Genomic DNA, 20,447 nt, shown 5'->3' on the forward strand with positions numbered 1-20,447 from the left:
ATCCTGCGCGTTTCCGAGTCGGTCGGTGGCGGCGACTAACCTGAAACCGTGCCGGATCCCTCGACTTACCGCCCCGCTACCGGAACCATTCCGGCTGCGCCGGGCGTCTACAAATTTCGCGATCCGCATGGTCGGGTCATTTACGTCGGAAAGGCGAAAAGCCTCCGTTCACGTTTGAACTCGTACTTCGCGGACGTCACGACACTGCATCCCCGTACTCGGCAGATGGTGACCACCGCCGGCAGCGTCGAGTGGACCGTCGTCAGTACCGAAGTCGAAGCGCTTCAGCTCGAGTACAACTGGATCAAGGAATTCGATCCGCGGTTCAACGTCCGGTACCGCGACGACAAGACGTATCCGGTTCTCGCGGTAACGCTCAACGAAGAGTTCCCGCGCTTGTTCGTCTACCGCGGTCCGCGGCGCAAGGGTGTCCGGTACTTCGGTCCCTACTCCCATGCCTGGGCGATCCGCGAAACTCTCGATCTGCTGCTACGAGTCTTTCCCGCACGAACGTGCTCGTCCGGAGTCTTCAAACGACACAACCAGATCGGCCGGCCGTGTCTGCTCGGCTACATCGACAAGTGCTCGGCGCCCTGCGTCGGGCGAGTCAGCGCCGAGGAGCATCGTCAGATCGTCGAAGATTTCTGCGACTTCCTCGCCGGCCGCACGGACAAGTTGGTCAAAGATCTCGAAAAGCGCATGCAGCAGGCTTCCGAGGACCTCGACTTCGAGACCGCAGCCCGTCTGCGTGACGATATCGGGGCTTTGCGCAAGGCGCTCGAGAAGCAGGCCGTCGTACTCGGTGACGGCACCGACGCCGATCTCGTCGCCTTTGCCACCGATGATCTCGAAGCCGCCGTTCAGGTGTTCCACGTGCGGGGCGGACGCGTGCGGGGTCAGCGTGGATGGGTCGTGGAGAAGGCAGGCGACGCCATCGACTGGGCCGCACTCGACGCCGAGTCCGACCTGCCGATCCTGGTCGAGCAGTTCCTCACCCAGTTCTACGGGGAGCAGGCGGCCCTCGACCCGGGAGCGGGTTCCGAGGCCGGGATCAGCGCGGTTCCCAAGGAAGTTCTGGTGCCGGTTCTGCCGGCAAACGCGACCGAGATCCAGGCGTGGCTGAGCAAGCTTCGGGGATCGCAAGTGCAACTGCGGGTTCCGCAACGCGGCGACAAGAAAGACCTCGCCGAAACAGTCCAGCGAAACGCGAAAGAGGCTCTGGCGCAGCACAAGCTCAAGCGCGCCGGCGATTTCACTTCGCGTTCTGCGGCGCTGCAGGGCATCCAGGAAGCACTGGACCTGGACTCGGCTCCGCTACGAATCGAATGCATCGACATCAGTCACGTCCAGGGAACCGACGTCGTGGCGTCACTGGTCGTGTTCGAGGACGGGCTCCCGCGTAAGTCGGACTACCGCCATTACGCGATCAAGGAAGCTGCCGGCGACGGTCATTCCGACGACGTCGCGAGTATCGCGGAGATCACGCGTCGGCGGTTCCTGCGCCACAACCGCGACCTGGGCGTCCTCGCGGCGTCGGCGTCGACCATGGACTCGGACGGTGGTGATCTGGCTCCCGAAGCGGCGATCGACCCGGCGACGGGCCGGCCTCGGCGGTTCGCCTATCCGCCCAATCTGTTCGTCGTGGACGGCGGCGCCCCTCAGGTCACGGCGGCAGCGGCGGTCCTCGACGAGCTGGGGGTGACCGACGTCGCGGTAGTCGGGTTGGCCAAAAGACTCGAAGAGGTATGGGTGCCGGGGGAAGAAGATCCGGTCATCCTCCCTCGGACGAGCGAGTCGTTGTACCTACTGCAGCGCATCCGAGACGAAGCCCACCGCTTCGCGATCACGTTCCATCGCAGCAAACGCTCGAGGCGGATGACGGCTTCGGCTCTGGATTCGGTCAAGGGGCTCGGTGAAACTCGTCGAACCGCTCTGGTGGCTCACTTCGGTTCCGTGGCGAAGCTGAAAACGGCAACGGTCGAGGAGATCATGCAGGTCCCCGGTATCGGTGAGACCACCGCCACAGCAGTTCTGGCCGCACTCGGCACGGATTCGGCTGCAGCCGACGCGGGTGCTGAAGCTCGAGCGCTGCCAGCCGCGGTAGGGGATGATGAGCTGGACACGGAATCCGAATCGTCTGTTACGTCTGCTGACGCGCCCAGCGCCGAATCCGGTAGCGGTGACGAGGGCTCCGAGTCGCGAGAATTGTCCATGCCGACGACGGGGCCGAGTGCACAGTGACTACCGACAGCGCCAAAGACAGTCGAACGATGGATTTCCTGCTGGTGACGGGATTGTCCGGAGCAGGTTTGAGTACCGCTGCCAAGGTGCTCGAAGACCTCGGCTGGTATGTCGCGGACAATTTGCCACCTGAGCTCATTTCCCGAATGGTCGGTCTGAGCCTGACCTCCGATCCGCCGGTCGATCGTCTCGCCGTCGTGATCGACGTGCGGAGTCGACTCTTCACCGGCGATCTCGGGTGGGTGCTCACCGAACTCGAGGCGGAACCGATCCATACTCGGGTGCTGTACCTCGAAGCGTCGGACGACGTGTTGATCCGACGGTTCGAACAGGTGCGCCGCAGTCATCCGTTGCAGAGCGACGGCATCGACGGCACATTGTCCGAAGGGATCGCAGCCGAGCGTCGGCAGTTGGCCGTGGTGAAGGCGGCCGCCGATCTGGTCATCGACACGTCGGCGCTGAAGGCGCATCAGCTGCGTCAGAAGATCGAAACGGCGTTCGGGAACGATGCCAACCGCACGATGAAGGTGACGGTCCAGTCGTTCGGATTCAAGTACGGCCTGCCGATGGACGCCGATCTCGTCTGTGACGTTCGTTTCCTGCCCAATCCCCACTGGATCCCTGAACTTCGCCCGCACACCGGTCAGGATGCCGACGTCCGCGACTACGTGTTGTCCCGCGAGGGCGCGGAAGACTATCTCGACACCTACCGACATCTGGTGGATTTGACGATCGCCGGATATCGACGAGAAGGAAAGCGCTACATGACAATTGCGGTCGGATGCACCGGCGGTAAGCACCGAAGCGTAGCCATGTCCGAAGCTCTCGCGAGGCGTTTGGGTTCCGAGGACGACATCTCGGTCAGCATCGTGCACCGGGATCTGGGGCGCGAATGAGTGAACCGACACATCGCTCGCGGGAGACACCCGAAGGGCCGGCCATCGTCGCGCTCGGCGGCGGGCACGGATTGTTCGCCACGCTCCAGGCCGTCAGACGCTTGACGGTCGACGTCACCGCCGTGGTCACGGTCGCCGACGACGGTGGTTCGTCGGGCCGGCTGCGCGCCGAACTCGGCGTCATCCCGCCTGGAGACCTCCGGATGGCGCTGGCAGCTCTCGCGTCGGACGAACCCGAGATAGTCGACTGGACTCGGACCATTCAGCATCGCTTCGGCGGTGTCGGCGCACTTGCCGGGCACTCGGTGGGCAATCTCATCCTGGCCGGACTGACCGAGGTGCTCGGCGATCCGGTCGTCGCGCTCGACGAGATGGCGCGACTGCTGCGAATCCGTGGCCGTGTGCTGCCGATGTCGCCGATCGCGCTCGAGATCGAAGCCGACGTTCAGGGACTCGAAGAGGACCCCCGCGTCAGCCGCTGCATTCGTGGACAGGTTGCCGTCGCGACCACCCCGGGCAAGGTTCGGCGTGTGAGACTGCTCCCGTCCAATCCGCCCGCGTGCCCCGATGCCGTGACTGCGATCGATCGTGCCGATCTCGTGGTTCTCGGCCCGGGATCGTGGTTCTCGAGCGTGATCCCACACGTCCTGGTACCCGAACTCGTCGAATCACTGTCGTCGACGAAGGCTCGAAAGGTACTGGTGCTCAATCTCGCACCCGAGCCGGGGGAGACCGCCGGATTCTCCGCGGAGCGTCACCTGCACGTACTCTCCCAACACGTGCCCGATTTCCGGGTCGACTACGTGGTGGTCGACTCGGCGTCGGTACCGGCCGGGCGTGAACGTGAACATCTGCAGCGTGCGGCGGATCAATTTTCAGCCGAAGTCAGGTACGCGGATGTCGCGGACACCTCACCGGGCGCAGCGCATGTACACGATCCGGCAAAACTGGCCGATGTACTGGCTGAACTGTCGAGCAGTGCGGCAGTAGGGGATTCGACACAGTCTTCCCTGCAAGAACAGCAATCCGAAGAACAGAGGGAGAACGCTTCGTGGCAATGACAGCGGAGGTCAAGGACGAACTGAGCCGGTTAGTGGTGACTCAGGTCAGCTGCCGCAAGGCAGAGGTCTCCGCGTTGCTGCGCTTTGCCGGTGGGCTCCACATCGTCGGCGGCCGGGTGGTCGTCGAAGCAGAGGTGGATCTGGGCTCCACGGCGCGACGTCTGCGCCGGGAGATATTCGACCTGTTCACCTACAGTGCCGACGTGCACGTACTCAGTGCGGGCGGGCTTCGAAAGTCCGCTCGTTACATCGTGCGTGTAGCGAAGGAGGGTGAGGCCCTCGCGCGCCAGACGGGACTGCTCGATCTTCGCGGGCGCCCGGTTCGCGGCTTGCCTGCGCAGGTCGTCGGCGGAAGTGTCGGCGACGCCGAAGCAGCGTGGCGCGGTGCGTTCCTCGCGCACGGTTCCCTGACCGAACCCGGCCGTTCGTCGGCGCTCGAAGTGAGCTGCCCGGGCCCGGAAGCCGCACTTGCTCTGGTTGGAGCTGCGCGGCGTCTGGGGATCTCGGCGAAGGCACGTGAGGTTCGCGGAACGGATCGTGTGGTGATCCGCGACGGTGAGGCCATCGGCGATCTCCTGACCCGAATGGGAGCCCAGGACACACGTCTGGTGTGGGAGGAGAGGCGGATGCGACGCGAGGTCCGCGCCACCGCCAATCGTCTCGCCAATTTCGACGACGCAAACCTGCGACGCTCTGCTCGCGCTGCCGTTGCGGCTGCTGCGCGCGTCGAGCGTGCGTTGGAGATCCTCGGTGAGGACGTGCCCGATCACCTCGCGGCGGCGGGTGCACTGCGCGTCGAGCATCGGCAGGCGTCCCTCGAAGAACTCGGCCAGTTGGCCGACCCGCCGATGACCAAGGACGCCGTTGCCGGACGTATCCGTCGCCTGCTGTCGATGGCTGATCGCAAGGCCAAGGAAACGGGCATACCCGACACCGAATCCGCAGTGAATGTGGAGCTACTCGAAGAGGGGTGACCTGCCCTCCATCAGGGTGGGCTGCGCACGTTCGGGCCACGCGCATTAGGGTATGAGTCACATCGACCGATGAACCCCACGTCCGCGTCGTGCACACACGGATTCGGAGTATGCGTGGGTCAAGTTGCACACCAGAATCATGGTCAAAGGAGCGAATTGTGACTGTCCGGGTTGGCGTAAACGGTTTCGGCCGTATCGGACGTAACTTCTTCAGGGCGGTGGATGCGCAGAAGGCGCTCGGAACCACCGATATCGAGATCGTGGCAGTCAACGACCTGACTGACAACGCGACGCTCGCTCACCTGCTGAAGTACGACTCCATCCTCGGCCGTTTGCCGTACGACGTGTCGCTCGACGGTGACGACACGATCGTCGTCGGCGATCAGCGCATCAAGGCCCTCGCACACCGTGGCCCGTTGAACGAACTTCCCTGGGGCGAGCTGGGCGTCGACGTCGTCGTCGAGTCCACCGGCATCTTCACCGACGCCGCAAAGGCCAAGGGACACCTCGAAGCCGGCGCCAAGAAGGTCATCATCTCGGCTCCGGCCAAGGGTGAAGACATCACCATCGTGATGGGCGTCAACGACGACAAGTACGACGGCAGCCAGAACATCATCTCCAACGCGTCGTGCACCACCAACTGCCTCGGCCCCATCGCCAAGGTTCTCGACGACGAGTTCGGCATCGTCAAGGGTCTGATGACCACGATCCACGCGTACACCCAGGATCAGAACCTGCAGGACGCTCCGCACGCAGACCTCCGTCGCGCCCGCGCAGCTGCCCTCAACATCGTTCCCACCGGTACCGGTGCAGCCAAGGCAATCGGCCTGGTTCTCCCGCAGTTGCTCGGCAAGCTCGACGGCTACGCACTGCGCGTGCCGATCCCCACGGGCTCGGTCACCGACCTCACCGCGAACCTGAAGAAGTCGGCCACCGCCGACGAGATCAACGCTGCGATGAAGGCTGCTGCCGAAGGACCCCTCAAGGGCATCCTGAAGTACACCGACGCACCGATCGTCTCCTCGGACATCGTCACCGACCCGCACTCGTCGATCTTCGACTCGGGCCTGACCAAGGTCATCGACGACCAGGTCAAGATCGTCTCCTGGTACGACAACGAGTGGGGCTACTCCAACCGCCTCGCCGACCTCATCGGCCTCGTCGCCAAGTCTCTCTGAGCGGAGTTTCGATAACAGTGGCAGTTCAGACGCTGAAGGATCTGCTGGACGCTGGGGTCGAGGGGCGCACCGTACTGGTGCGTTCCGACCTCAACGTCCCGTTGGATGGCGGAGAAATCACGGACCCGGGTCGCATCGTCGCATCCGCTCCCACCCTGCGGGCACTCGCCGAGGGTGGAGCGAAGGTCATCGTGACCGCGCACCTCGGGCGCCCCGACGGTCAGCCCGATCCCAAGTTCTCCCTCGCACCGGTTGCCGCGAAGTTGGCCGAAATCCTCGGTCGCAACGTGCAACTGGCCGGTGACGTCGTGGGACAGGACGCGCTGGCTCGTTCCGAAGGACTCACCGACGGTGACGTCCTGATGCTCGAGAACATCCGTTTCGACCCTCGCGAGACCAGCAAGGACGAAGCCGAGCGGGTCAAGCTCGCCAAGGCTCTCGTCGAGCTGGTCGGTGACGACGGCGCATTCGTCTCCGACGGATTCGGTGTTGTTCACCGTAAGCAGGCGTCGGTCTTCGACGTCGCGAAGCTGCTCCCGCATTACGCCGGATACCTGGTCGGCGCCGAGGTCGAGGTGCTCGCCAAGCTCACGCAGGACGCAGCGCGTCCGTACGCGGTGGTGCTCGGTGGCTCCAAGGTCTCGGACAAGCTGGCCGTCATCGAGGCACTGGCGCCGAAGGTCGACACTCTGGTGATCGGCGGCGGAATGTTCTACACGTTCCTCGCGGCTCAGGGTGTGTCCGTGGGCAATTCGCTGTGTGAAGAGTCCATGATCGAGACCTGCAAGGATCTCCTCGACCGGTACGCCGACGTCATCCACATCCCTCAGGATGTTGTCGTCGCGGACTCCTTCTCGGCCGATGCCGAGTCGAAGATCGTTCCGTTCGACAAGATTCCCGACGGCTGGATGGGTCTGGACATCGGACCGGAGTCGGTCAAGCGCTTTGCCGCGATCCTGACCGGCGCCAAGACGGTGTTCTGGAACGGCCCGATGGGCGTGTTCGAGTTCCCGAAGTTCGAGGCAGGCACCCGCGGTGTCGCCGAGGCAATCGTGGAGGCAACCGAGAAGGGCGCCTTCAGCGTCGTCGGCGGCGGCGACTCCGCAGCAGCCGTTCGTCAACTCGGTATCCCGGACGAGGGCTTCTCGCACATTTCCACCGGTGGTGGCGCTTCCCTCGAGTACCTCGAGGGCAAAGAGCTGCCTGGCATCGCAGTACTGGAAGGCTGATCCGACATGGCACGTAAGCCGTTGATCGCCGGCAACTGGAAGATGAATCTGAACCACCTCGAGGCTATCGCCCTGGTGCAGAAGATCGCTTTCTCCTTGCCTGCGAAGTACTTCGACAAAGTGGACGTCACGGTCATCCCGCCGTTCACCGACATCCGAAGCGTCCAGACGCTGATCGAGGGCGACAAGCTCCTCCTCACGTACGGCGCGCAAGATGTCTCGGCTCAAGACTCGGGTGCGTTCACGGGCGAGATCAGCGGCTCCATGCTGGCCAAGCTCGGTTGCACCTTCGTCGTGGTCGGCCACTCCGAGCGTCGCACCCTTCACGGTGAGACCAACGAGACCGTCCTCGCGAAGACGAAGGCTGCTCTCAAGAACGGCCTCACGCCGATCGTGTGCATCGGCGAAGGCCTCGAGATCCGCGAAGCGGGCGAGCATGTCGCCTACAACGTCGACCAGCTCAAGGGTTCGTTGGCGGGCCTGAGCGCGGAGGAGATCTCCAAGATCGTCATTGCGTACGAACCTGTCTGGGCCATCGGCACCGGCCGTGTCGCTTCTGCCGCCGATGCACAGGAAGTGTGTGCTGCGGTACGAGCAACAGTGGCCGAACTTGCCGACGCCGAGGTCGCGGCCGGCGTTCGCGTTCTGTACGGCGGTAGCGTCAGCTCGAAGAACGTCGGAGAGATCGTCGGCCAGACCGACGTCGACGGCGCTCTTGTCGGCGGCGCGTCACTCAAGGCTGACGAGTTCGCGACACTGTCTGCGATCGCTGCAGGCGGTCCACTCCCGTGATGATCGGGTAGTGAGCTGAAACTGCTCGAGACTAAGACTGCGGGTGTGTGACCGAGTAGGTCACACACCCGCAGTTTTTTGTTCGCGAGTCAGCTCACCAGTTTGGTTTCCAGAGCGCCGACGAGTTCGGGAGCAAGCTCCAACCCGGCGGTCAGATAGTTCTCGACGGTCCCGTAGTGGTGCTCGACCTGCTCGAAGGCAGCGCCCAGGTAACTCGCGTCGACGGAAAGCAGCAACCGGATCACCTCGCCCTTGTCTGCATCTGTGGCAGCGGCGATCTTCGCGACTGTTGCATCGATGTACTCGGCCGAGTACGTGTTCGTGAGCAGGTAGTCCGCCGTGATCGTTTCGCGCGGTACACCAGCGAGTGTCTGCAGTAGTGCTGCCGCCCAACCTGTTCGGTCCTTGCCCGCCGTGCAGTGGAAGAGTTGCGGCCCCTCGGTGGTCGCCAGGGCGGCGAACAACTGCGAAAATCCGTTCCGAGTGACGGGGTCTGCGACAAAGCTGCGATTGATGTTCTGCATGAAAGCTGTTGCAGCGTCCGCTGTTCGGAGAGCCATCGCTTCGGCGTGGATGTTTCCGGACAGGATGGGAATGTGGGCGTACATCGCCGGCGCCGGCACGATGTCGGGAGTTTCGTTCGCCTCGGTTTCGGAGCGCACGTCATAGACGGCGGTCAGCCCCAGCGATTCCACGATTGCAAGATCCTCGGGCGAGGGCGTCAGTACGTTTGCACGGTAGAAGACTCCGCGGCTCATCGCCTGTCCGCTGGTCGTGACGTACCCGGGTCCGGCCACGTCGCGGAAGTTGTGAATCGAAGCCAGACGCGGTGTGTCAGGCAGGGGTGTGTCGGGCAGGGCAGTGTTGGGCAGGGCAGTGTCGGAAAGCATGGAGCCGGCCTTTCGGAGGTAGAGTCGCGTCAACTGAAAAACTACTGAATCGGTATCTCGACAGTGTGATCGATGCCACTGACCAAGAGTCGTGCCTGGCCGGGTGCAAAGTCATGTGCGAGGCGGGTATGTGGTCAGGCTATCTGCGCGCGCCTGTATGGTGTTATCGGTTGTAGTTGTCCCTATTGGATTGGTGGACGTAGACAGACATGAAACTGTTCCTGGATATCCTGCTGGTCATCACCAGCTTGCTCCTCATCGCCTTGGTGCTCCTGCATCGCGGTAAGGGCGGCGGTTTGTCGAGTCTGTTCGGTGGCGGTGTCCAGTCCAGCCTGTCCGGATCGACTGTTGTCGAGAAGAACCTCGACCGGTTGACGGTCTTCACCGCGTTGATCTGGCTCATTTCGATCGTCGGCATCGGCCTGGAGATCAAGTTCGCCTGATTCTCGGCTCATGACTTACAGCCGGTAGTTTTTCACACACGAATTTCAGACACGGAACCCCGCCTATCGAGCGGGGTTCTTTGTTTCGGTCGATAATTGTGTGATGACTGAAACCGCGTCGCATCGAGAAACACCGCGAGAGGCCACCGAGCCGCTGCGCGAAGACATCCGGCTTCTCGGCGGAATACTCGGACAAATAGTGCGAGAGCAAGCCGGCGACAATGTGTTCGATCTGGTCGAGCGAGCCCGTGTCGAGTCGTTCCGAGTCCGTCGTTCGGAGATCGATCGCGCCGAACTGGTGTCGCTGTTCGCCGAAATCAGTACGGACGACGCCATTCCCGTCATCCGGGCGTTCAGTCACTTCGCACTGCTCGCCAACCTGGCCGAGGACATCCATCGCGAGCGTCGACGGGCCATCCACGTCAACGCGGGGGAACCGCCCCGCGACAGCACTCTCGCGGCCACGTACACCAAACTTGATGCAGCCGATATCGATTCGGCCACCGTCGAAGAAGCGCTTCGGGGCGCCCTGGTCTCACCCGTCATCACCGCTCACCCGACGGAGACCCGACGCCGTACGGTGTTCGAGACGCAGAGTCGGATCACCGAGTTGATGCGATACCGCGAGCGCACGGCGCTGAGCGTCGCAGAAACCGCTGATGTCGATCTGCAATTGCGCCGTCAGATCCTGACCCTTTGGCAGACGGCTCTGATCCGGCTCAGCCGCCTCCGCATCCAGGATGAAATCGAGGTAGGCCTGCGCTACTACGACGCAGCGTTGTTCGAGGTGATTCCGAAGATCAACGCCGAGGTTCGCAAAGCTCTGCGCACTCGTTGGCCGGACGCCGGGCTCCTGCCGGAACCGATCCTGAGGCCGGGTTCGTGGATCGGCGGTGACCGAGACGGCAATCCGTACGTGACCGGCGAAATCGTCCAGCGCGCCACGTCGCGCGCTGCGGCGACTGCTCTCGAGCATCACCTCGAGGAACTCGAACATCTCGAGCGTGAACTGTCGATGTCGGCGCGGCTGGTTTCCGTCACGCCCGAACTCGATCTGCTGGCGTCTACCTCCGGCGACGACTCTGCCTTCAGGGCCGACGAGCCGTACCGTCGCGCGATTCGCGGTATCCGCGGGCGCTTGAGCGCCACAGCACTGACGGTACTGGGGGAGTTGCCCGCCCACGGGTCCGACGACGGACTCGAGGCGTACACCGACCCGGCACAGTTGCAGCGGGATCTCGGAATCATCGACACCTCGTTGCGTCGTTTCGGTGACGAGACCATCGCCGACGATCGACTCGATCGGCTCCGAGAAGCGGTGGAGGTGTTCGGCTTTCACCTGTCCGGTCTGGACATGCGGCAGAACTCCGAGGTACACGAAAGCGTCGTCGCAGAACTTCTGGCGTGGGCCGGAGTTCACCCGGACTACGCGTCCTTGCCGGAAGCCGATCGAGTCGAATTGCTGTCGGCCGAGTTGACGACGCGGCGACCACTGACTTCGCCGGACGCCGAGTTCAGCGAATTGACCACCAAGGAACTGGCCATCATGGCGGCCGGTGCCAAGGCAGTGCGGGTTCTCGGAGCGGGTGCGGTACCCAACTACATCATCAGCATGTGTACCTCGGTCAGTGACATGCTCGAGGCTGCAGTGCTGCTCAAAGAGGTCGGGGTGCTCGATCCGGGCGTCGGTAGCGAGCCCTCGTGCCCGATCGGCATCGTGCCGTTGTTCGAGACGATCGAGGATCTGCAGGGCGGCGCCGACACATTGCTGGCGACGCTCGACATCCCGATCTATCGTGCGATCGTCCGTTCCCGTGGTGACAGTCAAGAAGTGATGCTCGGGTACTCCGACTCGAACAAGGACGGCGGGTACCTGGCAGCCAACTGGGCGCTGTACCGTGCCGAACTCGACCTCGTCGATGCCGCGCGTAAGAGCGGAATCAGGTTGAGGCTCTTCCACGGCCGCGGCGGAACCGTCGGACGTGGCGGCGGACCGAGTTACGAAGCGATTCTGGCTCAGCCTCCCGGTGCAGTCGCTGGTTCTCTGCGAATCACCGAGCAGGGTGAGGTGATTGCGGCCAAGTACGCCGAACCGCGTCTGGCACATCGCAACCTCGAAACACTCATCGCCGCGACTATCGAGTCGACGTTGCTCGACGTCGAAGGACTCGGCAGCGATGCCGACGCTGCCTACGCGGTACTGGACGAGCTCGCGGCCCTCGCCCGCACCGCGTACAGCGAATTAGTGCACGACACACCAGGATTCGTGCAGTACTTCGAAGCGTCGACACCGGTCGCCGAGATCGGGGCACTCAACATCGGCTCTCGTCCGGCCTCTCGCAAGCAGACCAAGGCGATCTCCGACCTGCGAGCGATTCCCTGGGTGCTCTCGTGGAGTCAGTCTCGCGTGATGCTTCCGGGTTGGTACGGAACCGGCGCCGCGTTCGAACGATGGATCGACGGAGACGACACTCGGCTTGCCACGTTGACGGCCCTGTACGAGAAGTGGCCGTTCTTCCGAACCGTGCTCTCGAACATGGCCATGGTGATGTCGAAGTCGGATCTCGGTTTGGCGGCCCGGTACGCGGACCTCGTGCCCGACGCCGAACTGCGCGATCGAGTCTTCGGAATGATCACCGACGAGCACGAACGCACAATTCGCATGTACAAGGCAATCACGGGCAACGAGAACCTCTTTGCCGACAACTCGGGCCTCGAGCGTTCGGTCCACAACCGGTTCCCGTACCTCGAACCTCTCAACCATCTACAGGTCGAGCTGATCCGTCGGTACCGTTCCGGCGACGAGAGCGATCAGGTGCGTCGGGGTATCCAGCTGACGATGAACGGCCTGGCCACTGCGCTTCGTAACAGTGGCTAGGTAACAGCGGCTGGTTCTGCAGGTTTACCAGGGTGTGCGTGCGGCGACTCTAGAGCTGTCGCACGCACACCCAACGCTGCGCACCGGACCGAACGGGGACCGCAGTGGATCTGCAATTGGACGGACGAACTGCCGTCGTTACCGGCGCGGGAAAAGGTATCGGACTGGCTGTCACGCGGGCGTTGGTGGCCGAGGGAGTCCACGTCGTCGCGGGCTCGCGGACGCTCTCGCCGGAACTCGAATCGCTGCAGTCCGGCGGCGCCGTCACCTTTGTCGGCGTCGACCTCGCGAGTGTCGAAGGATCAACCCGACTGCTCGAGGTTGCAGCAGCGAGGGGCGGCGTCGACATCCTGGTCAACAACGTCGGGGCCGTCACCCCGAGAACGAGCGGTTTCGCGGCCATCACAGACGAAGAGTGGGCGGCGTCGTTCAATCTGACGTTCTTGTCGGCTGTACGCACTGTTCGCGCTGCGCTGCCGGAGTTGATCCGCCGAGGTGGCGGGAGCATCGTGACGATCAGTTCGGTCAACGCATTCTTACCTGACCCCACGGTGATCGACTACAGCGCCGCCAAAGCGGCGTTGACCAACTTCTCGAAGTCGTTGTCGAAAGAACTGGGCGGGCAGGGGATCCGCGTCAATACCGTCAGCCCTGGCCCGGTGCAAACGGAGTTGTGGCTCGGCAAGCACGGAGTGGCCTCGACGCTGGCGAAGGCGAGTGGATCAGCCGCCGACGACATCGTCGAAAGCGCCGCGGCCGGAGCCGAGACTGGGCGGTTCACCTTCCCCGAAGAGGTTGCCGACCTGGTGTTGTTCCTCGCCAGCGATCGTGCGGGGAACGTGACAGGCGCGGATTTCGTGATCGACGGCGGTCTGATCAAGACCTTGTGATCATTGCTGCCTGAAACCTGATCATGTGCGCGACGGTCGACGACGTGATGCACAGGATCACTGCGGCCGCGATGACCACCCACAGTCCCCACCCGATGGACGGTCCGGCAGTGTGCCCTGCGAACTCGGTACTACGTCGCACGATGGACGCGGCGTTTCCGACGGCAACGATCAAGACCGCGATTCCGACCAAAGGGCCGGTGCAGTGATTCTTGATCTCGGGCGTGACGTCTCGAACCATGAGGGTGATCAGCGCGGTCACCGCGCAGAGAGCGAGGACGAGAGTGATCACTCCGCATTCGTCGATACCACTGTGGTCCAGTGCGGAGGATGACGTCCACGGGCCGAGGCTTCCGGCGACGATCCCGGCGCACGCCCAGAGCGATCCGATGAGGCTAGGTCCGAAACGGTTGGGCATGAGGGAGGGAATTGCGCGGGTCGACGGCGTCTGAAACCCGAAGGCGCGTTGGTGATCCGGCTGATTGGGTGTGAACGTCACGCGACGGACCACCTTTCCTCCGCGGCGTCGAGCCGCCCAATCCAATGCTTTTCCGGAGTCTAAGGGCCGCCCAGTTCACTTTTGCCGAATCGAGCGAAATTGATCGAACCGGCGCTAGGGCTCGAGCAACTCGGCGTGAGAATATTCGTTGCGGCCCGCACCGACGAGGCGCTTACTGATCAAACGGCGTCGTGAACGACACTGGTTTGCCGGCGGCGCGCGCGTACGCGATCTCTCGGCGCGTGGACTCACCGATGTATCCGCGAGGGTTGACGACCAGAACCCGATCGGCGAGGTCGATCTTGCGCAGATGGAGCGCGTCGAGCAGGTTCTTCTGCTCGACAGAGACCGCCTCGTCTGCTTCAACCGGCGCGACGACGATCACGCCCGCGAACGTCAGGTCGCGGTTCGCCTCCCGCATCTCTTCAGCGAATCGCGCAGAGCCGCAGATACAGACAATCTCAGGTCGATCGGGCACGGTTCAGTCCCTCATCGACGCGAGAGCCCGCGGCCACACCAGTCTCGTCAGATATCTTCGGCAACGCACCCCAACTGTCAGTGAACGAAGTCCAGAGCTTCCTTGATCCACGCGTTGAATTCGACGTTCGAACTCGTCCCGGTTCGGTCGACGACGATCCATCCCTTGCTCATCGGCTTACCCCGCATCTCGGGCCAACTTGCACCCTTGTGCGTCAGAAGCTCGTCGACTCGATCGGGGTCACACCGAACCATGATGTTGCCGTGTGAGTTCGCACTGGCGGCCAGCTTCCCGTTCACCATGAAGCTCAGCCCACCGAACATCTTTACTTCCTCGACGTCGTCCTCGCCCGAGAGCGCATCGCGGATACGCTCAGCCAGCGCTTTGTCGTATGCCATGGAGGCCTCCTGGGGTGGAGTTCCAGGTTAGATCAGATGGCGCAGGTACGTGTGCGGGTCGTGAAGGAACCGCTGCCAGTTCGACACCAGATCGAGGTCCTCCCAGCTCGAGGCTCGGATTCCCCATTCTCCGATCTCGAGCAGGTTGGCGTTCGGCAGCGCCGCGATGATCGGCGAGTGCGTCGCGATCACCGCCTGCGCGCCGGATTCCACCAACTCGCCGAGCAGCACGGCCAGTGTCAGGGTCCCCTGGAAGGAGAGTGCGGCATCGGGTTCGTCGATGAGATAGAAGCCGCCGTCGGCGGTCGTCGACGACTGGATCTCGAGCAGCGCCTCACCGTGGGAGAGGTGATGGTAAAGCGGTTCAGGTCGCTTGGGATTGGGGTTGTCCTCCAAGTACGTGTACAAACCGTGCAGGGTTTCGTCTCGGAGGTAGTACGCCCACTTCGATGCTCCGGGACTCCGCTCGATCACAAGGTCGAGGCCGCCCGGTTCACTCGATCGAGTCTGATGCCGCGTATTGGTCGACCCGCCTTCGGCGTTGAGACCGAGAACGGCGGCAATAATTTCGATGACGGTCGACTTTCCCGCTCCGTTTTCGCCGACCAGAATGGTGACACCCGGTGGAAGCTCGAGACCGTGCTGAACGATCTGCGCGACTGCAGGCACCGTCAGCGGCCAGCTGCCTACGTCGGCGCCCGACGATGGCCCGGCCTTGATGCGGCGGATGGGTTGTCTCTGCACGGCCATACGTTCTCACAAGGCTCCGACGAGAACGGACGTTAGTGGCGCTGCGCGAGCAATTCGACGATCCGAGCCACGAGATCGAGAGGGATCGGTTTGTTCAGCGGGAACTTCACCGTTGATTTCGCAGCCCGGTAAGGGTCGACGGACTTCTCGAACTCGGCGTCACCCGCCGGGAGCGGGTACATCGAGATGTGGTTTTTCCAGCCTGCGAAGTGAATCAGGTTCTTTCCGTTCACCGTCATGGTCGGCATCTGATAGCTGATGGTCTCATCGAGGCCTGAAACCGTGTTGTGAATCGTCTCGCGGATACTCTCGAGGGCTGGTTGCACGTCGGTGGGAAACGAAGCGATGTATTCGTTGATCGTCGCGAATTCGGCCATGCGCGGATCATAATCGCAGCCGGATTCATTTGGTCCGCCAGAAATCGGGGCGGCTGCCGTCCGCGTCGGTGAACCCGTATTCCGTTCCGAGTTCGCCTGAACTGACCGATCGCTGATTCCATCGCTGTCGATTCGGATCGGCAGCGATGGCCGCGATCGCACGTCCGATGAATCTCGGTGACTCGGAGCGTGCGAAATCCGCGGGCGCAGTCGGACCATCCCGCTCCGGCAACAAAGCGTCACGCCAATTCGATTCGCCGACACCAAAATTCTCGAGCATCATCTCCGATCGCAGGAACCCGGGAGTGATGGCGACGGCAGTACAGCCGAACGGGGCAAGTTCGTGGCCTTGCGAAAATGCGAGCCTGTTCACGGACACCTTGGCCAAGTCGTAGAACACCGAGATGCGATAGTTCGATGCGTTGTATTCGGTAGTGCCATCGGTTATTTCGGCGACCAGTCCGCCTGGCCGATCAGTCATGAGCGGCAGGAGGTGGTGCGACGTGGTGATGTGGGTGTCGATCGCCAGACGCAAGATGTGAAACCCCTTGTCCAGATCGTGTTCCCATACCGGCGTGTTCCACTCCGCCGGCCCACCCTTGAGTAATTCCGCGCCCCAGATGTCGTTGACCAAGATGTCGATATGGTGATAGTCGATTCGCAAGCGTTCGGCGAGATCAGCCACTTGTTTGCTCTTGAGATGATCGACGGCAATCGGCACGCCGACGCCGCCCAGCTCGGTGACCAGCTCTGCCGTCTCTTCGATGGTCTCTCCGCGCGGATAGTCCGACTGAAGAATTCCGGCAGATGTGCTCCGGCCAGTGCAGATGACGGTTGCACCGGCCTCGCCCAAGGCCGCGGCGATTCCGCGTCCGGCGCCCCTCGTCGCCCCGGCAACTACAGCCACTCGCCCGCGAAGTGCGTCCGGATTCGGTGTCCACGACATTGTTCGATTGTTCTCGCCTGGATTGCTTCGTTCAAGAGTGAACGCGATCTGCGGAACCGAACCTTACTTCGCGGCGTCCAAGGTAGTAATCACTCGGATGAAGGAGGTAGGGGAGAGATGGATCGTTGTGTGGGGCGCAGTGCTGGTTGGAGAAACGGGATCTCGGGATTGAGTTCCGTTCCGTCAAAAGGAAATTCGCATCGGATCCGGACTCGGCGGGTAGTCGAAAGTCGCCACGGTGAGGAAGTCGTCGACGTACCACCAAGCCGGGAATCGCCCGAAGACGATTCCCGACCGGTGTGAAATCAGATCTGTGAAATCAGATCTGTGAAATCAGATCAGGGAAGCTGCGAGGCAGCGTCCGTATCGAGGAACCAACGTGTCGCAACCAAACCGGTGGCGCCGGCGGACGGCCAGTCCTCGGCCGAAGCACCCCCGACGGCTTTGGCAACGGCCTCGGCCTTTGCAGCACCCGAGACGAGCAGCCAGACCTCTTTGGCTCGCCGAACAGCAGGCAACGTGAGGGTGATCCGCACCGGTGGCGGCTTGGGGGAGTCCGTCACCGCGACTACGAAACGCGCTTCTTCGCGAACAGCGTCGGTGTGCGGGAACAACGAGTTGACGTGTCCTTCGCCGCCCATACCGAGCAGGTGCACGTCGAACGTCGGAACCTGATTCCCGTGTGCCTGAGCGCCCAGCAGTTGTTCGTACGCCGTCGCCGCCCCGTGTGGATCACCGTCGTAGATACCGTCGGATGCGGCCATCGCATGTACCCTGTCGGGATCGACCGGCACATGATCGAGAAGCGCCTCACGTGCTTGCACTTCGTTCCGCTCGGGATCGCCGGACGGCAGGAACCGTTCGTCGCCCCAGTACAGATCGATCTGCGACCAGTCGATGTCGCCGGGAGCTTCACGCAACTTCTCGAGAAGTGCGATGCCGGTTCCACCGCCAGTCAGCACGATGGACGCAAACCCGCGAGCCTTCTGGGCGTCGACGATGGTCGTGACCAGGCGTGCGGCGGCAGCGTCGACCAGTTGGCCGGCGTCGGAGAACTTCTCCACGACAACATCACTCATAGGTCACCTTCTCCAATCCGGCCAGAGCTTCCTCGTAGATCTCGTCCGGATCGAGCCGACGCAATTCCTCGGCGAGGCAATCGCGTGTCTCTCGACGACCCAGAGAAACCAGCGCGTCAGGCTGACCGGTGCGGATCAACGTAGCGGTCGTGCCCTCCTGCGGACGACTGATGGAGATACTGCGGGTCTCGAGCTTCAACTCGACCGTCAGCTCACCCGTACGTCGAATGACCGGACCGTCGATCTTGGCTGCCAACCAACCGGCGAGAATATCCAGTGCCGGTTCGGTTTTGAGACCGGAGACCACCGCTGAGGTGATCTTCTCGTGCGGCGGCTGATCGAGAGCCGACGCGAGGAGCGCGCGCCAGTAGGTGACGCGACTCCAAGCGAGATCGGTATCGCCGGCGGTGTACGACGCGAGTCGCCCCTTGATGGTGGCGGTCGGATCGGGGGCGCCGGTGGCATCGGTGATGCGCCGTATCGCGAGCTTCCCGACGGGATCCTTGGCTGGAATCTCGGGTGCCTCGAGGGGCCACCACGCGACTACCGGTGTATCGGGGAGCAGGAACGGGATGACGACGCTGCTCTCGTGGTCCGCCAGGGGACCGTAGAGACGCAGCACGACAACCTCCGAGGCGCCGGCGTCCCCGCCGACACGGATCTGAGCATCGAGCCTGGGCTCACTCTGCTCGTCGCCACGCAGGAGCACGATGACGCGGCAAGGGTGCTCGCGGCTGGCTTCGTTGGCGGCCTCGATGGCTTCCTCGGCATTCCCGGTGTCCCTGGTGCAGACGACGAGCGTCAGCACTCGCCCCAAGGTGACAGCGCCGCCGGTCTTACGCACCTCGACCAGTTTCTTGCTGACCTGGACCGTGGTGGTGGAGGGCAAATCGAGAATCACTAGGGTCGCCTCCATTCGCGTCCGGTGCGTTGCATCATTTCGTCCGCAGACGGTGGTCCCCACGTTCCGGCCTCGTAGGGTTCCGGCTTGCCGCCGGCTGCCCAGTGTTCGAGGACGGGATCGAGGATTTCCCAAGACAATTCGACTTCGGCGTTGACCGGGAAGAGTGACGGCTCACCGAGCAACACGTCGAGAATGAGTCGCTCGTACGCCTCCGGTGACGACTCGGTGAAAGCCTGGCCGTACGAGAAGTCCATGTTGACGTCACGGACTTCCATGCTCGATCCGGGAACCTTCGAACCGAACCGCATGGTGACACCCTCGTCGGGCTGCACGCGGATGACCAGAGCGTTCTGGCCGAGGTCTTCGGTCATCGTCTTGTCGAACGGTAGGTGCGGTGCACGTTTGAACACCACCGCGATCTCGGTGACACGGCGTCCGAGTCGTTTGCCCGTGCGCAGGTAGAACGGCACACCCGCCCAGCGGCGGGTGTCGACCTCGAGGGTGATGGCGGCAAAGGTCTCCGTGATGGAGTCCGCTGCGAAGCCGTCTTCTTCGAGGAGCCCGACCACCGGCAGCCCACCCTGCCAGCCGCCCGCGTATTGGCCGCGTGCGGTGGTCTCGTCGAGGGGCTCGGCAAGGCGAGTGGCCGAGAGGACCTTGATCTTCTCCGCCTGCAGATTGAGCGGCTCGAAGCTGATGGGTTCTTCCATCGCCGTGAACGCGAGCAACTGCAGCAGGTGGTTCTGGATCACGTCACGGGCCGCGCCGATGCCGTCGTAGTACCCGGCGCGTCCACCGAGGCCGATGTCCTCGGCCATCGTGATCTGAACGTGGTCGACGTAGTGCGCGTTCCAGATCGGATCGAACAACTGGTTCGCGAAGCGCAGAGCCAGAATGTTCTGGACGGTTTCCTTACCGAGGTAGTGGTCGATACGGAAGACCGTGTCCTCGGGGAACACCTTGTTGACGACGGCGTTCAGTTCGCGAGCGCTCTCGAGGTCGTGGCCGAACGGCTTCTCGATGACGACTCGTCGCCACTGACCGTCCTCGGCCTGCGCGAGGCCCGACGCCGACAGTTGCTCGAGCACCTGAGGAAACGCGTTGGGCGGAATCGCAAGGTAGAAACCGTGATTGCCGCCGATACCACGTTCGTTGTCGAGCGTGGCCAACGTGTCGGACAGGTTCTGGAAGGCCTCGGCCTCGTCGAAACTGCCCTCCACGAACCGGATACCTTCGGCGAGCCTCTCCCAGACGTCCTGACGGAACTTGGTGCGAGCGCCGTCCTTGACTGCTTCGAGGACGACGTTCGTGAAGTCCTCGTCCGTCCAGTCACGCCGGGCGAACCCGACCAGAGCGAATCCGGGCGGCAACAGTCCACGGTTGGCGAGGTCGTAGATGGCGGGCATGAGCTTGCGCCTGGCAAGGTCGCCGGTAACACCGAAAATCACCAGGGCGCAGGGCCCCGCAATGTGCGGAAGCCGTTTGTCGGTGCTGTCCCGAAGGGGATTCACCCAATCTGATGCCGCCGCGGAATCGCTCACAGG

At 63.0% G+C, this 20,447-nt stretch carries 20 protein-coding genes; 10 read left to right on the forward strand and 10 right to left on the reverse strand.

Annotated elements, in window-relative coordinates; genetic code table 11:
• Window positions 1-48: 48 nt before the first annotated feature.
• The 7 genes from uvrC to tpiA all read left to right on the forward strand — a co-directional run bounded on the left by uvrC (window position 49) and on the right by tpiA (window position 8,371).
• Window positions 49-2,241 carry an excinuclease ABC subunit UvrC gene (gene uvrC, locus AOT96_RS25270; protein ID WP_003944805.1) on the forward strand — a complete coding sequence of 731 codons (2,193 nt, stop codon included), beginning with the start codon at window positions 49-51 and terminating at the stop codon, window positions 2,239-2,241.
• Window positions 2,238-3,137: an RNase adapter RapZ gene (gene rapZ, locus AOT96_RS25275; protein WP_081557847.1), complete on the forward strand. Its 900-nt coding sequence runs from the start codon at window positions 2,238-2,240 to the stop codon at window positions 3,135-3,137. The genes uvrC and rapZ overlap by 4 nt, the downstream gene beginning before the upstream one ends.
• Complete coding sequence (locus AOT96_RS25280) at window positions 3,134-4,198, forward strand: gluconeogenesis factor YvcK family protein (protein ID WP_003944943.1); 1,065 nt, start codon at window positions 3,134-3,136, stop codon at window positions 4,196-4,198. The genes rapZ and AOT96_RS25280 overlap by 4 nt, the downstream gene beginning before the upstream one ends.
• On the forward strand, window positions 4,195-5,172 hold the full coding sequence (gene whiA / locus AOT96_RS25285) for a DNA-binding protein WhiA (protein WP_021344225.1): 978 nt from the start codon (window positions 4,195-4,197) through the stop codon (window positions 5,170-5,172). The genes AOT96_RS25280 and whiA overlap by 4 nt, the downstream gene beginning before the upstream one ends.
• Window positions 5,173-5,330: 158 nt before the next feature.
• Window positions 5,331-6,350 carry a type I glyceraldehyde-3-phosphate dehydrogenase gene (gap, locus tag AOT96_RS25290; RefSeq protein ID WP_003944851.1) on the forward strand — a complete coding sequence of 340 codons (1,020 nt, stop codon included), beginning with the start codon at window positions 5,331-5,333 and terminating at the stop codon, window positions 6,348-6,350.
• Between the two features lie 17 nt (window positions 6,351-6,367).
• Window positions 6,368-7,579, forward strand: coding sequence for a phosphoglycerate kinase (locus AOT96_RS25295; RefSeq protein ID WP_003944901.1), 1,212 nt, complete (start codon window positions 6,368-6,370; stop codon window positions 7,577-7,579).
• 6 nt (window positions 7,580-7,585) lie between these two features.
• Window positions 7,586-8,371 carry a triose-phosphate isomerase gene (tpiA, locus tag AOT96_RS25300; RefSeq protein WP_007727965.1) on the forward strand — a complete coding sequence of 262 codons (786 nt, stop codon included), beginning with the start codon at window positions 7,586-7,588 and terminating at the stop codon, window positions 8,369-8,371.
• A gap of 89 nt (window positions 8,372-8,460) precedes the next feature.
• Here tpiA and AOT96_RS25305 read toward each other — a convergent pair whose 3' ends face one another.
• The gene (locus tag AOT96_RS25305; protein ID WP_039972891.1) at window positions 8,461-9,261 is read right to left on the reverse strand and encodes a tyrosine-protein phosphatase; all 801 of its coding nucleotides are present in this window, start codon (window positions 9,259-9,261) and stop codon (window positions 8,461-8,463) included.
• A gap of 209 nt (window positions 9,262-9,470) precedes the next feature.
• Between AOT96_RS25305 and secG the strand changes: the two genes are divergently transcribed.
• The 3 genes from secG (at window position 9,471) to AOT96_RS25320 (ending at window position 13,472) form a co-directional block, all read left to right on the forward strand.
• A complete protein-coding gene (gene secG / locus AOT96_RS25310; protein WP_003944946.1) occupies window positions 9,471-9,704 on the forward strand; it encodes a preprotein translocase subunit SecG in 234 nt (77 codons plus the stop codon).
• Between the two features lie 103 nt (window positions 9,705-9,807).
• Window positions 9,808-12,582, forward strand: a complete 2,775-nt coding sequence (gene ppc / locus AOT96_RS25315; RefSeq protein ID WP_030536411.1) for a phosphoenolpyruvate carboxylase — start codon at window positions 9,808-9,810, stop codon at window positions 12,580-12,582.
• A gap of 104 nt (window positions 12,583-12,686) precedes the next feature.
• Entirely contained in the window at window positions 12,687-13,472 is a 786-nt protein-coding gene (locus tag AOT96_RS25320; RefSeq protein WP_058226749.1) for an oxidoreductase, read from the forward strand.
• Here the strand turns inward: AOT96_RS25320 and AOT96_RS25325 are convergent.
• From AOT96_RS25325 to zwf, 9 genes are all read right to left on the reverse strand, one after another.
• Complete coding sequence (locus tag AOT96_RS25325; RefSeq protein WP_231917349.1) at window positions 13,459-13,971, reverse strand: hypothetical protein; 513 nt, start codon at window positions 13,969-13,971, stop codon at window positions 13,459-13,461. The two genes, AOT96_RS25320 and AOT96_RS25325, sit on opposite strands and share 14 nt — an antisense overlap.
• A gap of 172 nt (window positions 13,972-14,143) precedes the next feature.
• Window positions 14,144-14,392, reverse strand: coding sequence for a hypothetical protein (locus tag AOT96_RS25330; RefSeq protein WP_207624530.1), 249 nt, complete (start codon window positions 14,390-14,392; stop codon window positions 14,144-14,146).
• A 134-nt stretch (window positions 14,393-14,526) separates the two neighbouring features.
• Window positions 14,527-14,847 (reverse strand): TfoX/Sxy family protein, encoded by a 321-nt coding sequence (locus tag AOT96_RS25335; RefSeq protein WP_003944891.1) that lies wholly within the window; start codon window positions 14,845-14,847, stop codon window positions 14,527-14,529.
• A gap of 27 nt (window positions 14,848-14,874) precedes the next feature.
• Window positions 14,875-15,597, reverse strand: a complete 723-nt coding sequence (locus tag AOT96_RS25340) for an AAA family ATPase (protein ID WP_065352458.1) — start codon at window positions 15,595-15,597, stop codon at window positions 14,875-14,877.
• Between the two features lie 32 nt (window positions 15,598-15,629).
• Window positions 15,630-15,974 (reverse strand): iron chaperone, encoded by a 345-nt coding sequence (locus AOT96_RS25345; protein ID WP_058038770.1) that lies wholly within the window; start codon window positions 15,972-15,974, stop codon window positions 15,630-15,632.
• A 25-nt stretch (window positions 15,975-15,999) separates the two neighbouring features.
• Entirely contained in the window at window positions 16,000-16,920 is a 921-nt protein-coding gene (locus AOT96_RS25350; RefSeq protein ID WP_030536406.1) for an SDR family oxidoreductase, read from the reverse strand.
• A 338-nt stretch (window positions 16,921-17,258) separates the two neighbouring features.
• Window positions 17,259-17,999, reverse strand: coding sequence for a 6-phosphogluconolactonase (pgl, locus tag AOT96_RS25355; RefSeq protein WP_007727943.1), 741 nt, complete (start codon window positions 17,997-17,999; stop codon window positions 17,259-17,261).
• Entirely contained in the window at window positions 17,992-18,900 is a 909-nt protein-coding gene (gene opcA, locus AOT96_RS25360; RefSeq protein WP_003944921.1) for a glucose-6-phosphate dehydrogenase assembly protein OpcA, read from the reverse strand. The genes pgl and opcA overlap by 8 nt, the downstream gene beginning before the upstream one ends.
• Window positions 18,900-20,444, reverse strand: coding sequence for a glucose-6-phosphate dehydrogenase (gene zwf, locus AOT96_RS25365; RefSeq protein WP_030536404.1), 1,545 nt, complete (start codon window positions 20,442-20,444; stop codon window positions 18,900-18,902). The genes opcA and zwf overlap by 1 nt, the downstream gene beginning before the upstream one ends.
• Window positions 20,445-20,447: the final 3 nt, after the last annotated feature.

It is taken from the genome of Rhodococcus sp. 008, assembly GCF_001682295.1.
In the GTDB taxonomy this organism is placed as follows: domain Bacteria; phylum Actinomycetota; class Actinomycetes; order Mycobacteriales; family Mycobacteriaceae; genus Rhodococcus_F; species Rhodococcus_F qingshengii.